Genomic DNA, 14,058 nt, shown 5'->3' with positions numbered 1-14,058 from the left:
TTTTATAAGCATGGACATTCAAGAAAACTTCGTTAATAAAGTAGCTGCAAGTGGCTTGATCACTTTCAATCTGGAAGAATACTACCATACCGGTGAAAGAGTGGTTTATGATATCAAAGACAATCTTTTTCATGGCCTGATGCTGAGAGAGAAAGATTTTAGAGCGTTTATTAAAACCCACGACTGGGCCAGTTATACCGGAAAAAATATCGCAGTCATCTGTAGTGCCGATGCCATCGTGCCTACCTGGGCCTATATGCTGCTTGCCAATAAATTAAAGCCTTATGCCCATGAAGTGGTATTCGGAAGCCTGGAAACCCTGGAATCGGTGCTTTTTACCAAAGCATTGGCTAAAATAGACCTGAATGCCTTCGCAGGAGAACGCGTGGTGGTAAAAGGATGCGCAGATATCGACGTGCCCATCTCTGCCTATGTGGAGATTACCAGCCTGCTCACACCTGTGGTAAAGAGCATGATGTACGGTGAACCTTGTTCTACCGTGCCTATTTATAAGCGAAAGGATTAAGTTTGGAGTGTTTTTTGTTTAAACCCTGATATGAAGAAATCATTATTGATCATCACTATTGCATTATTAAGTTTCAGGGGCATGGCTCAAGAACTTCCTTTTGTTAAAGAACCTGTTTTTCAGGTAGGGGAAGTGTTGAAATATAAATTGAGGTATGGTTTCATCACCGCAGCAGAAGGAACCTTAAAAGTGCTGGATACTGACCTTAAATTTGATGGTAAACCCACCTATCGCCTGTCGGTAGACGGAGAAACATCTGGTACATTCGATGTTTTTTATAAAATAAGAGACCATTATGATTCTTATATAGACCGTGTAAACCTGAAACCTTATTTCTACCAGGAGAACATCCGCGAAGGCAGTTACCGAAGAGAAGATAAAGCAAGATTTTATCAAGGCGAACAAAAGGTAGTCGCCACGAAAGGGACTTTTAAAACTCCGGATAAACAAACATTCGACCTGGTATCTACCTACTATTTTGCCAGAAGTCTGGACATTTCAAAATTGAATCCCGGCGATGAAGTCAAACTGAATTACTTTTTAGGGGATGAAATCAACCAGCTGAAAATACAGTTTGTCGGCCGTGAAGTGGTGAAAACGAAAATGGGCAAAATCAGGTGTTTGAAATTTAGTCCTTCTATTAAGTCTGGAAGGATCTTTAGAAAAGATAGTAGATTATACCTGTGGATCACAGATGATGGAAACAGGGTGCCTGTAAAGGCGCAAGTGGAGATCCTGGTGGGCGCAGTGACAATGGAAATTAAATCAGCCGATGGATTGAAGTATCCTCTGGCGATCGTAAAATAAATAAGATGATAGAAGTACAAAATACACTCGTTCACGAGGACCTGATCAGCGAAAGCTTCGTCTGTAACTTAAACAAGTGTAAAGGCATTTGCTGCGTCGAAGGTGATGCAGGTGCCCCTTTGGATGTCGCCGAAACCGCGATCCTGAAGGATATTTATCCGAAAATTAAACACCTGCTGGAAGCAAAAGGGATTCAGGCCATCGAAGAACAGGGTACTTCCGTGGTAGATGCGGATGGCGACCTGACCACGCCTTGTGTGGATGGAAATAAAGAATGTGCCTACGTGACTTTCGAAAATGGCATCACCAAATGCGGTATCGAAAAAGGGTATGAACAAGGTCTGGTAGAATGGCAAAAACCAATCTCCTGCCATTTGTATCCGATCAGAGTCACACAATATCCGGAATTTGAAGTGTTAAACTACGACAGATGGCACATTTGCCATGATGCCTGTTCCTTCGGAAGAGAGCTGAAAGTACCGGTATACCAGTTTCTGAAAGGTCCGCTGATTAGAAAGTATGGTGCGGAATGGTACGCAGAACTGGAAAACAGTGTGGCCACAAACCCGTAAGGCATAGCGGAAATTCCGGAGCCTGACACCCAAAATAATTTGAACCAGAATTCAAAACATATACTTACAAAAACCAACCTACGGAAGTGAAAGGAATAATTTTAGCAGGAGGAAGCGGGACAAGACTGCACCCTCTGACTCTAGTAATGAGCAAGCAAATGATGCCGGTTTATGATAAACCGATGATCTATTACCCACTGTCGACTTTAATGCTTGCAGGAATCAGAGAAATTCTGATCATCTCTACGCCGCATGATTTGCCAAACTTTAAGAAGTTATTAGGTGATGGAAAAGAGCTGGGCTGTGAGTTCTCGTATGCAGAACAACCAGATCCGAATGGCCTGGCACAAGCCTTTGTGATCGGTGCTGATTTTATCGGTACAGACAAGGTAGCCTTAGTGCTTGGCGACAATATTTTCTATGGCGATGGGATGTCTAACCTATTACAGGCAAGCTCAGACCCTGAAGGTGGAGTAGTTTTTGCCTACCGCGTTTCTGATCCGGAACGTTATGGGGTAGTAGAATTTGATGCCGAAAACCGCGCCATCTCTATCGAAGAGAAACCGGCAGCACCGAAATCTGACTATGCAGTTCCTGGACTTTATTTCTACGACAATAGCGTAGTAGAAATTGCTAAAAATATCAAACCTTCGCCTCGTGGTGAATATGAAATCACTGATGTGAACAAGGTATACCTGGAGCAGGGGAAACTTAAGGTAGGGGTATTGAGCAGAGGAACAGCCTGGTTGGATACCGGAACTTTTGCGTCCTTAATGCAGGCCGGGCAATTTGTTCAGGTAATCGAAGAACGCCAGGGACTGAAAATCGGATGTATCGAAGAAGTCGCTTACCGGATGGGCTTTATCGATAAAGAACAGTTACGTAAAATCGCTACACCATTGCTAAAAAGTGGTTATGGCGCGTACTTGTTGAAAATGATCAAGTAATACTCAAATCATAAATCATAGAAAACCCGGCCATTCGCCGGGTTTTTTTATGCGCAAGGCTTTCCTAATTTGGTCTCTTTTAAAAAGTAACAATTAGGCTGATGCCAAAATCATTTAATCTTTTGACAATTTCAACAACGTATATCGCGGTTTAATCTGCTTTCTTTGAGTTTATTGCTTTTTATTACCTTAAGCCCTTGAGACGGCTTCAGAACAAAATATAAACTCCAATGACAACGAAACAGAAATCAGGAATTTTATTCCTTCTACTCCTTTTATGCAGCAGCGTTAGTTTCTCACAGCAGCAACAGCATGATCCTAAAGCGTTAAAAGCCTGGCAGGACCAGAAATACAGCATGTTTATCCACTATGGGATTTACTCCGTATTGGGTGGCGTATGGGAAGGCAAAGAGATTAGCAAAGGCCTAAGCGAGCAGATTCAGGCGCATGCAGGGATTTATAGTGATACTTATGCCCGTGTTGCTAAAAGGTTTAATCCTAAGGATTGGAATGCTGATTCTATCGTTTCACTGGCTAAAAAAGCCGGAATGCGCTCCATTGTGATCACTTCTAAACACCATGATGGTTTCTGTATGTTTAAAACGGCAACTACTGATTTCAATGTGGTGGATGCTACACCTTTTAAAAGAGACCTTTTGAAAGAACTTTCGGATGCCTGTAAACGTGGCGGCTTAAGATTCGGACTATACTTTTCCCTGATCGACTGGCATTATCCACAGGCCTCTCCGATTTCCAGCAGTAACTCGGATTACATTACTCCAGAACATGTTCAATACAATAAAAAACAAATCACAGAACTGCTGAGCAATTATGGCCCAGTCTCTGAATTGTGGTTCGATATGGGCTCTCAGAATGCTGCAGAAAGCAAAGAGCTGAGAGATTTAGTACATAAATTACAGCCTGATTGTATGATTGGCAGCCGTATTGGAAACGATATGGGCGACTTCAATGTAATGGGGGACAACCAGGAACCGGATTATGCGATTGGCGTACCTTGGCAGTCGCCAGCTTCTTTCTTCGACGACACCTGGGGTTACAGGTCATGGCAGGACAGGGGCAGCGAAGCGGTTAAAACCAAAGAAAAGTTAACCAGTCTGATCCGTGTAGTGAGCAGAGGAGGAAACTTCCTGTTGAATATCGGCCCAAAAGGCGATGGATCAGTAGTCGGTTTTGAAAAAGATATTTTACTCAATATTGGAAAATGGCTCGACAAAAATGGAGAAGCAATTTACAGTACAGCAGCAGATCCTTTTCATGTTTCCTTCAAATGGGGCAGCTTAACCTCAAAACCAAATCAGCTTTATTTACACGTGATGAGTCATCCGGAGAACGGACAGATCATTTTGCCAGGCCTTAAAGGCAAGATCAAAAGCATCGGCGTATTGGGCGAAAAAAATCAAAAGATCAGTTTTACGCAGAACGATCAAGGGCTTAAAATCAGTGTTCCTGCAAGTATCAACCCAGATAAAGAATTCAAAGTGATCAAGATTACTTTTGCCAATGGGTTCAGTGTACCGCCGGCTAATGTGATGAAAGTGCCTGCGGACGGGTTAAACGCAGATGCAGCCGCTCCTAAAAGCGCCCCCGGCATTGACTTAAATTCCCACAACGCGTTTAAACATTACAGCAGTTCCGGCGTAGATTACAATACCAGATTCCAAAGTACAGTTAAAGAATCCTGGACATTGCAGCCCTTGAAAAATGAAAATTATACACCAGTCATCTATTATTCTGCCCAAGAAAAAGGAAAAACGATAGACCTGGAAATCAATCGAAAAGTAAATCCGCTGACTTTTGCCGATGGTAAAACCATGCCGATCAAACAGCAGGGAACACTTCAGTGGGGGCCAATTTATCTTTCTGATGCCCAATGGACCGGGATTGAAGGTTTTCCAGAGGAGGTCAAAAATATAGATCCAAGCCAGACATGGGGCAAGGGTAAATTAACCTGGACTAAGAAAACAGATTGGAAAAACAACCAGAAATATACCCTGGCAGCAGATCGCAGCACTGCAGTTTATGTACTTCAGGAAATCACAGCAACGGAAGATCAGCCTTTCCTGGCCAGTATCACCAGCACTGATGGTTTGGTAGTGATGCTCAATGGGGAGGTTCTGGCCATCCATAACAACCCTTTCAAAGAAAACCAGCTGAATGACCTGATCTTACTTTCACTAAAAAAAGGTAAAAACCAGTTGCTCCTGAAGATTTACAATGGTTATCAAAAGAAAATAGACCTTGGAATTGATACGACTCAGCCGCAGGAATTATTTTCAAAAGCGCTTCCTTCAATCTCCTTGGAAAAAGGAAAATATTATCCTTTCAGCTGGCAGCTCTATCACCCGAATTCTCCGCATAGTACGCTTGGATTGTCAAATGTTAGCCTTGTTTTGCTGGAAAACTAGCCAAAATCATTTAATGATATGATCATATCATTAAATAAAATGTAAGAGAATTCGCGTCCTTTGGGTAACCAAATAAATTAAACCGATGACTAAGAATAAATACCTGTTTCCGTTTATCATGATTACGTCCCTCTTTTTTATGTGGGGCTTTGTCCATAATCTTGATCCGATTTTAATCCCTCACCTGAAGAAGTCATTTAGCCTGTCTACTTTACAAGCTTCATTGGTGGATTCAGCGGTGTTTATCGCCTATTTCCTGATGGCTTTACCGGCAGGGTTTCTAATGAAAAAATACGGATACAAAGCAGGGATCATTATTGGTCTGATCTTATTCGCCATTGGTTCATTTTTGTTTATTCCAGCCGCAAATACGCAATCTTACTTTTTCTTTTTGATTGCACTTTTTATCATTGCCTGCGGATTAACCATCCTGGAGACGGCAGCAAATCCTTATGCTTCTTTATTAGGACCTGAGGAAACTTCTACTTTCCGTTTAAACTTTGCACAATCTTTCAACGGTCTGGCCGCAACTTTAGCCCCAATTATCGGTGCTAAAATTATCATGACCAAAGGAAATACAGAAGAAGAATTAAATGCGATGACGGAGTCGGCCAGACAAATTGCCCTGGCTTCCGAAGCCTCCAGCGTGAAAATGCCGTACTTCATTTTGGGCAGTATCATCCTGGTCATCGCCATCATATTTGTCTTCCTGAAACTTCCTGAAATTAAAGAAACAGCGCAAAAGGAAGGAGAAAAAACAGGGATCATTCCTGCACTGGCACATAAACACCTGAGCTGGGCGGTAGTCACTCAATTTTTCTACGTAGGTGCACAAGTATGTGTATTCAGTCTTTTCATCCTTTATGCGACTAAAGCTGCCGGAATTGACGAACAAGAGGCCGCAAAATATGCCGGATTAGGTGTAGGAATGGCCTTTATGATCGGCAGGTTCTTTGGAACATTCCTCATGAAGTTTATCGCCCCGCCAAAATTGCTGTCGATTTACGCGGCAATCTGTATCCTGCTATCCGCAGCGGCAATGACAGTGACCGGTATGATGGCTATTTATATCGTGATTGGAATCGCATTCTTTATGTCAATTATGTTTCCATCGATTTTCTCGCTGGGCATCAGAGAACTTGGTAAAGACACGAAATTTGGCAGCAGTCTGATCATTATGTCGATTGTTGGTGGTGCAATCCTTCCCTTAGGAATGGGGCATATTGCCGATCTAACAGACAACATTCAACTGGGTTACATCGTTCCTTTAATATGTTTTGTCGTGGTATTCCTATTTGGAATCAAAGGTCATAAAGTGGTGCCCATCACCTTAAATAGTTCAAATTAATCAGGCAGGTCAAATTAATTTTATGAGTAAAAAGTATTATTTAACACTGGATTTAAAAGCGGACGATCAATTGATCGCAGAATATGAAGCAATGCACAAGGCCGTATGGCCGGAAATCATAGAAAGCATCACTTCATCCGGGATCCAGCATATGGAGATCTACAGGGTAGGAAACCGCCTGTTTATGATCATGGAGGTGAGCGACGACTTTAGCTTTGAGCAAAAAGCGGCCATGGATGCCAGCAATGAAAAAGTGCAGGACTGGGAAACCCTCATGTGGAAATATCAACAGGCCTTACCGGGTGCTAAACCCGGAGAGAAATGGATGATGATGGATAGAATATTTCAATTATAAAGGCCAATGTCAGCAAGCAATAACAACAGTTTTTTACAAATCCATCCGGATGATAATGTGCTGGTAGCCCTACAGGATTTACCAAAAGGACAGGTCATCGAATGGAACAATTCGCAGATTATCTTACAGGAGGAGATCCGCGCAAAACATAAATTCTTTATCCAGGACATGAACGTGGACGATGAAGTATTGATGTATGGTGTATTAGTCGGAAAAGCAACCACCCCAATTTTAAAAGGTGGACTCATGACTACAGATAATATCCACCACGCTTCTCAGGATTATAGCTTCAGAGACATGAATTATCAATGGCAGAAACCGGATGTATCCAGGTTTGCCAACCGTACATTCAATGGCTATCACCGCAAAGACGGCAGGGTAGGTACGGCCAATTACTGGCTGTTCATTCCTACCGTTTTCTGTGAAAATAGGAACCTGGATGTAATTAAAGAGTCTTTATACCATACTTTAGGCTACGCGGTAACAGATAAATACAGGTCATTTACCGATCAGCTCTTAACTGCATTCCATGAAGGTGCCGCTTTGGAATCTTTCCAGCTGGACCATATCGCTGCTGCAGAACCTGTGAAAAACAGGGTGTTTAAAAATGTAGACGGGATCAAATTCCTAAACCATCAAGGTGGTTGTGGTGGTACAAGGCAAGATTCTACCTTATTGAGCCATCTGCTGGCTGCATATGCAGACCATCCAAATGTGGCGGGAATTACCGTATTGAGCCTGGGTTGTCAGCATTTGCAAACCCAGGACCTACTGAATGATGTCAAAAAGAGAAACCCAGCATTCGATAAAAACATCCTGATCTTTGAACAGCAGCAAAGTCAGAGTGAAGAACAATTGATCAAAGCAGCGATTCTGAAAACCTTTGTCGGACTGACAGAAATCAATAAAATAGAACGTGCACCTGCACCTTTAAGTGCATTGTGTGTTGGTGTGAAATGCGGTGGCAGCGATGGTTTTAGCGGTATTTCTGCAAATCCTTCTGTAGGATATACCTCAGATTTATTAGTCGCGCTGGGTGCAAAAGTCCTGCTGGCAGAATTCCCGGAATTGTGCGGTGCAGAACAGAACATCATCGATAGGTGTGTAGATAAAACTACCGCGGATAAGTTTATTCGCCTGATGCAGGAATATGATGCGCAGGCACATGCCGTAGGTTCCGGTTTCCACATGAACCCTTCCCCGGGAAATATTAAGGATGGCCTGATCACCGATGCCATTAAAAGTACGGGAGCAGCAAAAAAAGCAGGTACTTCGCCAGTAGTGGATGTGCTGGACTATACAGATCCGGTTACGAAACCAGGATTGAGCCTGGTATGTACACCTGGAAATGATGTAGAAGCGACCACAGGAAAAGCAGCAAGCGGTGCAACACTGATCTTATTTACTACCGGATTGGGAACGCCGACAGGAAATCCAGTATGTCCTGTGATCAAAATTGCGACAAATACTGCTCTGGCCACTAGAATGGCTGATATCATCGATATAGACACCGGGGCCATCATCCGCGGAGAGAAAACAATTGAAGAAATGGGAGTGGAGATCCTGGAATACTGTATCAAAGCGGCAAGTGGCGAAATCACTCCGAAAGCAGTATTACTGAATCAGGACGACTTTATCCCTTGGAAAAGAGGGGTATCACTGTAAAAAATATTTTCATTATTTAATCATATTATGTTTAGTTTAAAAGGAAAATCAGCAATTATAACAGGTGGAGGCAGTGGAATAGGAAAAGCAATTTCCATGCTCTTTGCTAAACAAGGGGCAAATGTCCACATCATTGAATTAAATGCCGCAGCAGCGGAACAAGCGGTAGCCGAAATACAGGCCTCAGGGGGTACCGCTGATGCTTACGGCTGCGATGTGAGCAATCAGGAAGCAGTGCTGGAAGTGTTTCAAAAGATCGGTGCAATTGATATCTTAGTGAATAACGCTGGTATCGCACATATCGGGAAAGCAGACACGACTTCTGAAGAAGATTTCACTAAAGTATTCAACGTAAATGTAAAAGGTGCTTACAATTGCTTATATGCAGGAATCCCGGCATTAAAGAACAGCAGTTCTGCAGTAATTCTAAATATGGCCTCTATTGCTGCTGTAGTAGGCATTACAGACCGTTTTGCTTACTCCATGAGTAAAGGTGCCATCTTCGCAATGACGCTTTCAGTAGCGCGCGATTATATGGCAGAGGGCATCCGTTGTAACAGCATTTCACCGGCAAGGGTACACACACCTTTCGTAGATGGCTTTATCGCTAAAAATTACGCCGGAAAAGAAGCAGAGATTTTTGAGAAGTTATCGAAAAGTCAGCCAGTAGGCCGTATGGGGAAACCAGAAGAGGTGGCTTCATTAGCACTTTACCTGTGCTCGGAAGAAGCAGGATTCATCACCGGTAATGATTATCCGCTCGATGGCGGTTTCATTAAATTGAATAATTAAGAAAACACATCGTATTTTAGGAATGCGAATTCATCCATACCAGGAGTGATCAAGCCTATCATCGGTAGGGATGAAATGATATATACAATTGAATACACACAATATTTAGCTAACTAACAATGAAATTAATCAGATGGGGACTTGCCGATCAGGAAAAGACCGGTGTAATTATAAACGATATTTGGTATGATACTTCTGCTTTCGGAGCAGATTATAACGAGCAGTTTTTTCAAAATGACGGCCTGACAAAACTGGCCGCTTTTCTAAAAGAAAATGAAGGTAAACTGCCTGTCGTTCCTGCAGATACCCGTCTGGGATCACCTGTAGCGCGGCCTTCAAAAATTGTATGTATCGGCTTAAACTACGCAGATCATGCGAAAGAAACCAATGCACCAATACCGCCTGAACCCGTAATTTTTATGAAATCTACAACGGCGCTTACAGGTCCTAACGACCATATCATCATCCCTAAAAACTCTGTAAAGACGGATTGGGAAGTGGAATTGGCAGTAGTCATCAGCAAAAAAGCATCTTATGTAGATGAAGCAGATGCCCTGGATTATGTAGCGGGTTATGTGCTGCACAATGACGTGTCAGAGCGTGAGTTCCAGATCGAAAGAAATGGTACCTGGGATAAAGGAAAAGGCTGTGATACTTTCGCCCCTTTAGGCCCATTCCTTGCCACTCCCGACGAGATCGCTGACCTTAACAACCTTCGCCTGTGGCTGACCGTAAACGGGGAGAAAATGCAGGACGGAAATACGTCTAACTTTATTTTTAACATCCCTTTCGTGATTGCTTATGTGAGTCAGTTTATGACTTTACTACCTGGCGATGTGATTTCTACAGGTACGCCTGCAGGGGTTGGCTTAGGCTTTAAACCTCCGGTATATCTAAAAGCGGGTGATGTTGTGGAGCTTGGTATTGACGGCCTTGGAACTTCAAAACAGCTGCTGGTAGACTATGTTAAAAATTGATTCACACCAGCATTTTTGGAATTATGATGAGCTAAGAGACAGCTGGATCAGGGACGATATGGACGTGCTTCGGGATGATTTCCTGCCGCAGCACCTCAAGTCTATTCTGGAGTACTATGGCTTCGATGGATGTGTAGTGGTACAGTCGGATCAAAGTCCGGCAGAAAATGTTTTTCAATTGAAACATGCCGCAGCACATCCCTTTATTAAAGGGGTAGTCGGCTGGGTAGATCTTCAAGCAGCAGATATCGATGCTCAATTGAAGGAATTGAGTAAAAATGAAAAGTTAAAAGGGTTCAGGCATATCCTCCAGGGAGCGCCTGACCCTGCCTTAATGCTCAAACCGGAATTTGTCAATGGGATCAGTAAACTCAGTACCTACGGCTTTACCTACGACATACTCATTTTCCCTCAGCAGTTGAAATATGCCTCAGAACTAGCCAAAAAGTTTCCAAATCAACGATTCGTATTAAACCACCTCGCCAAACCCAATATCAAAGATGGCCTGATCGAAGAATGGAAACAAGACATCATCGAACTCGCAAAACAAGAGAATGTGAGCTGCAAGGTGTCTGGCATGGTCACTGAAGCCGATTGGAAAAAATGGAAAGACAAAGATTTTACCCCCTATCTGGATGTAATATTCGACGCTTTCGGCCCTAAAAGAGTGATGTATGGCTCTGATTGGCCAGTATGCCTGTTAGCTGCAGACTACGGAAGGGTGCTCAGCCTAATCGGTAACTATACCGAAAAACTCCCGCAAGAAGCTCAGGAAGACTTCTGGGGAAATAATGCAAAGCGCTTTTATAACCTATAATAATCACCTAAACTAAGCAATCAATGGATTTGCAATTAAAAGATAAGGTAGTCATCGTAACCGGTGGAGCCAAAGGTATCGGCGAAGCAATTGTCAGAGTGCTGGCAAATGAAGGGGCGATACCCGTAATCGTTGGAAGAAATGCAGCCGATAACCAAAGGCTGGCAGATGATATAGCTGCTGATGGGGGAAAGGTGTTTCAGTTGGTCGCCGAATTAACTCAGCCCTCAGACAGTGAAAAGGCGATTCAAACCGTCCTGGAAAAATATGGTAGAATTGATGGTCTAGTCAATAATGCAGGAGTCAATGATGGCGTCGGACTGGAAAGCGGAAACTATGAAAGCTTCCTAGAAAGCCTGCATAAAAACGTCATCCATTATTACCTGATGGCACACCATGCCTTGCCTGCATTGAAGAAATCAAAAGGTGCAATTGTCAATATCGGCTCTAAAGTGGCGGATACCGGGCAAGGCGGGACCTCAGCGTATGCCGCTTCAAATGGGGCTAGAAACGCGTTAACCAGAGAATGGGCAGTGGAATTATTGCCGTATGGAATCAGAGTGAATTCCGTGATTGTTGCGGAATGCTATACGCCGCTTTATCAGACCTGGATCAATTCAATCCCGAATTCGGAGGAGAAACTGGCAGATATTAAAGCGAAAATCCCTTTTGAGAATAGAATGACTACGGCAGAAGAGATTGCGAATGCAACGGTGTTTTTGCTGTCTGGGGCCTCAAGTCATACCACTGGTCAACTGGTTTACGTCGACGGCGGTTATGTGCATTTGGATCGTTCTATTAGCCCAATTTAAAAAAGAAAGTCCTTTTCCTCCTCCAATGTTTTGAAGGAAACATTGGAATGTCGTCTAAGCACATTTCTTTTGTATCGGAATTGCCCACAGATAGTCAGCGTCCAATAGGCTGGGGGTTTGAAAAGAGAAGAAAGAGGTAAAAGGAAGGGAAAATCGCCCTTCCTTTTTTTCTATTCAATTTTTCAACAAGCTCAACTGATTACTTGTAAATCGGCTTAGTATAAGCTTTCAGCCATTTTGCTTCCTCAGCATCCAGCATCGGGCTCAATCTTTCAAATACCATCGCGTTATAGCTGTTCAGCCAGTCAATTTGTCCTTGTTCTAACAGTTCCGTTTTTACGATTTCCGTACTGATCGGGGCAATGGTTAAAGACTCAAATGCGTAGAATTCATTAAATTCATTGGTTACATCTGTAATGGTATTGACCAGGTTTTCGATTCTAACACCATGTTTGCCCGGACGGTATACGCCTGGTTCAATAGAAGTGATCATGCCCAATTCAATCGCTACTGGTGTTGCAGTAGGGTTAAATACTTGCGGACCTTCATGAACATTCAGGAAATAACCTACACCGTGACCAGTTCCATGACCGTAATTAATGGCGTAATCCCATAACGGTTTACGGGTAATGGCGTCGATCTGGTAACCACAGGTTCCTTTTGGGAAACGGCTTTTACAACCGTCAATCATGCCTTTTAACACTAAGGTATAGTCTGTTTTTTCTTCTCCGGTATTGTTGCCCATCGGAATGGTGCGCGTGATGTCGGTGGTTCCGTAATTGTACTGACCACCGGAATCTACCAGGAATAATCCCTGTGCTTTTATTGCTACATCGCTCTCGTCAGTAGGGCCATAATGCGGTAAGGCACCATGGGCGGCATAAGCACTGATGGTATTGAAACTATCACCAACAAAACCTTCCTGGGCTGCTCTGAATTTACGTAGTTCCGCTGCGGCAGAAAGCTCAGTAATCTTGATTTTGCCAATATTTTCGGATAACCATTTTAAGAATCGGGTGATGGCTACACCGTCTTTCGTCATCGCAATGCGGGTATTGGCCAGTTCTGTTGCGTTTTTTACTGCTTTTAGACTGGTTGAAGGATTGGTATCTTTAATCAGCTTTACTGAGGCCGGTAATTGCTTGGCAAATGCGAAACAATTGCGTTTAGGGTCAATAAAAATGCTGGTGTTTTCAGGGATTTCGGCTAATGCTGCTTCCACTGCTTCATAAGGTTTTACCTGTACGCCGCTTGCTGATAAAGCTGCTTTTTCTGCTTCGCTTAGTTTTTCAGGATGAATGAAAATGGTCGCTTCTTCTTGCCCGATTAAAGCAAAGCTCAATACAACAGGGTTATAGCTGACGTCATTGCCGCGGATGTTGAACAACCAGGCCATGTCATCTAATGAAGAAATCAAATGATAGTTTGCCGCTTTATTGCTCAGTTCAGTTCTTACTGCAGCAAGTTTTGAAGCTACGGATTGTCCGATGTGTTTTTCATCAATCAGGTAAGCTTTTTCTGCAGGCAGGGCTGGTCTATTCTCCCAGATAGGGCTTAAGTAGTCTTTATCAGTTAATATAAGTCCTTTGAAAGATAATTGCTGACTGAGTAAATCTCCAAGAAGGATGGAAACCAGTTTTTCATTACTAGCTACAATAGCACCTTTTTCAAGTTTGCTGCCTAGCCATTGAATGTATTCTGGAGCATGCTGTATCTTTTGTTTTACCAATTCAAAACCACTGTTCTCCAGTTGTTCTGCTGCTTGTTCAAAATAACGGAAATCGGTCCATAAACCAGCGAAATCATGGGTAATCACCAATGTTCCAGCCGATCCGGTGAATCCGGAAGCAAAAGGGATGCATTTATAATGATCTGGTAAGTATTCACTGATGTGAGGATCTGCGGATGGAATGATATAGGCCTCTACATTGTCGGCTTTCATTTGAGAACGTATCGCGCTTAATTTTTCCTGATATGTCATGGTTTAGCTTTTTTATATCTATCGAGTAAACGC

General features: G+C 43.0%; 13 protein-coding genes. 12 read left to right on the top strand and 1 reads right to left on the bottom strand.

The window, feature by feature from the left end:
• The first annotated feature begins 10 nt into the window (after positions 1 to 10).
• From H9X96_RS10595 to H9X96_RS10540, 12 genes are all read left to right on the top strand, one after another.
• On the top strand, positions 11 to 526 hold the full coding sequence (locus H9X96_RS10595) for a DUF2480 family protein (RefSeq protein ID WP_187666244.1): 516 nt from the start codon (positions 11 to 13) through the stop codon (positions 524 to 526).
• Positions 527 to 556: 30 nt separating this feature from the next.
• Positions 557 to 1,333: a DUF3108 domain-containing protein gene (locus H9X96_RS10590; protein WP_187666243.1), complete on the top strand. Its 777-nt coding sequence runs from the start codon at positions 557 to 559 to the stop codon at positions 1,331 to 1,333.
• A gap of 5 nt (positions 1,334 to 1,338) precedes the next feature.
• Complete coding sequence (locus H9X96_RS10585) at positions 1,339 to 1,905, top strand: DUF3109 family protein (protein ID WP_187666242.1); 567 nt, start codon at positions 1,339 to 1,341, stop codon at positions 1,903 to 1,905.
• 86 nt (positions 1,906 to 1,991) lie between these two features.
• Complete coding sequence (gene rfbA / locus H9X96_RS10580) at positions 1,992 to 2,852, top strand: glucose-1-phosphate thymidylyltransferase RfbA (protein ID WP_187666241.1); 861 nt, start codon at positions 1,992 to 1,994, stop codon at positions 2,850 to 2,852.
• A 230-nt stretch (positions 2,853 to 3,082) separates the two neighbouring features.
• On the top strand, positions 3,083 to 5,278 hold the full coding sequence (locus H9X96_RS10575) for an alpha-L-fucosidase (protein ID WP_187666240.1): 2,196 nt from the start codon (positions 3,083 to 3,085) through the stop codon (positions 5,276 to 5,278).
• Between the two features lie 85 nt (positions 5,279 to 5,363).
• Positions 5,364 to 6,626, top strand: coding sequence for an L-fucose:H+ symporter permease (gene fucP, locus H9X96_RS10570; RefSeq protein ID WP_187666239.1), 1,263 nt, complete (start codon positions 5,364 to 5,366; stop codon positions 6,624 to 6,626).
• A 22-nt stretch (positions 6,627 to 6,648) separates the two neighbouring features.
• Positions 6,649 to 6,981 (top strand): L-rhamnose mutarotase, encoded by a 333-nt coding sequence (locus H9X96_RS10565; protein ID WP_187666238.1) that lies wholly within the window; start codon positions 6,649 to 6,651, stop codon positions 6,979 to 6,981.
• Between the two features lie 6 nt (positions 6,982 to 6,987).
• Positions 6,988 to 8,646 (top strand): UxaA family hydrolase, encoded by a 1,659-nt coding sequence (locus H9X96_RS10560; protein ID WP_187666237.1) that lies wholly within the window; start codon positions 6,988 to 6,990, stop codon positions 8,644 to 8,646.
• Positions 8,647 to 8,673: 27 nt separating this feature from the next.
• Complete coding sequence (locus tag H9X96_RS10555) at positions 8,674 to 9,438, top strand: SDR family NAD(P)-dependent oxidoreductase (protein WP_187666236.1); 765 nt, start codon at positions 8,674 to 8,676, stop codon at positions 9,436 to 9,438.
• Positions 9,439 to 9,557: 119 nt separating this feature from the next.
• Complete coding sequence (locus tag H9X96_RS10550) at positions 9,558 to 10,415, top strand: fumarylacetoacetate hydrolase family protein (protein WP_187666235.1); 858 nt, start codon at positions 9,558 to 9,560, stop codon at positions 10,413 to 10,415.
• Positions 10,402 to 11,232, top strand: a complete 831-nt coding sequence (locus tag H9X96_RS10545) for an amidohydrolase (RefSeq protein ID WP_187666234.1) — start codon at positions 10,402 to 10,404, stop codon at positions 11,230 to 11,232. The genes H9X96_RS10550 and H9X96_RS10545 overlap by 14 nt, the downstream gene beginning before the upstream one ends.
• A gap of 23 nt (positions 11,233 to 11,255) precedes the next feature.
• Complete coding sequence (locus tag H9X96_RS10540) at positions 11,256 to 12,044, top strand: SDR family oxidoreductase (protein WP_187666233.1); 789 nt, start codon at positions 11,256 to 11,258, stop codon at positions 12,042 to 12,044.
• Positions 12,045 to 12,243: 199 nt separating this feature from the next.
• On the opposite strand, the gene H9X96_RS10535 is transcribed toward H9X96_RS10540, so the two are convergent.
• A complete protein-coding gene (locus tag H9X96_RS10535; protein ID WP_187666232.1) occupies positions 12,244 to 14,025 on the bottom strand; it encodes an aminopeptidase P family protein in 1,782 nt (593 codons plus the stop codon).
• Positions 14,026 to 14,058: the final 33 nt, after the last annotated feature.

Origin of the sequence: Pedobacter sp. N36a (assembly GCF_014472395.1) — a bacterium.
Classification (GTDB): domain Bacteria; phylum Bacteroidota; class Bacteroidia; order Sphingobacteriales; family Sphingobacteriaceae; genus Pedobacter.
The sequence above is the reverse complement of the archived record's forward strand: the minus strand, read 5'-3'. Positions and strand labels throughout refer to the sequence as shown.

What these genes read in the sequence shown, in the direction of transcription:
- H9X96_RS10550 (WP_187666235.1), top strand. Translation starts at nt 9,558, where the DNA reads ATGAAATTAATCAGATGGGGACTTGCCGATCAGGAAAAGACCGGTGTA.
- H9X96_RS10560 (WP_187666237.1), top strand. Translation starts at nt 6,988, where the DNA reads ATGTCAGCAAGCAATAACAACAGTTTTTTACAAATCCATCCGGATGAT.
- H9X96_RS10585 (WP_187666242.1), top strand. Translation starts at nt 1,339, where the DNA reads ATGATAGAAGTACAAAATACACTCGTTCACGAGGACCTGATCAGCGAA.
- H9X96_RS10540 (WP_187666233.1), top strand. Translation starts at nt 11,256, where the DNA reads ATGGATTTGCAATTAAAAGATAAGGTAGTCATCGTAACCGGTGGAGCC.
- H9X96_RS10575 (WP_187666240.1), top strand. Translation starts at nt 3,083, where the DNA reads ATGACAACGAAACAGAAATCAGGAATTTTATTCCTTCTACTCCTTTTA.
- H9X96_RS10545 (WP_187666234.1), top strand. Translation starts at nt 10,402, where the DNA reads ATGTTAAAAATTGATTCACACCAGCATTTTTGGAATTATGATGAGCTA.
- H9X96_RS10595 (WP_187666244.1), top strand. Translation starts at nt 11, where the DNA reads ATGGACATTCAAGAAAACTTCGTTAATAAAGTAGCTGCAAGTGGCTTG.
- fucP (WP_187666239.1), top strand. Translation starts at nt 5,364, where the DNA reads ATGACTAAGAATAAATACCTGTTTCCGTTTATCATGATTACGTCCCTC.
- H9X96_RS10535 (WP_187666232.1), bottom strand. Translation starts at nt 14,025, where the DNA reads ATGACATATCAGGAAAAATTAAGCGCGATACGTTCTCAAATGAAAGCC.
- H9X96_RS10555 (WP_187666236.1), top strand. Translation starts at nt 8,674, where the DNA reads ATGTTTAGTTTAAAAGGAAAATCAGCAATTATAACAGGTGGAGGCAGT.
- H9X96_RS10590 (WP_187666243.1), top strand. Translation starts at nt 557, where the DNA reads ATGAAGAAATCATTATTGATCATCACTATTGCATTATTAAGTTTCAGG.
- H9X96_RS10565 (WP_187666238.1), top strand. Translation starts at nt 6,649, where the DNA reads ATGAGTAAAAAGTATTATTTAACACTGGATTTAAAAGCGGACGATCAA.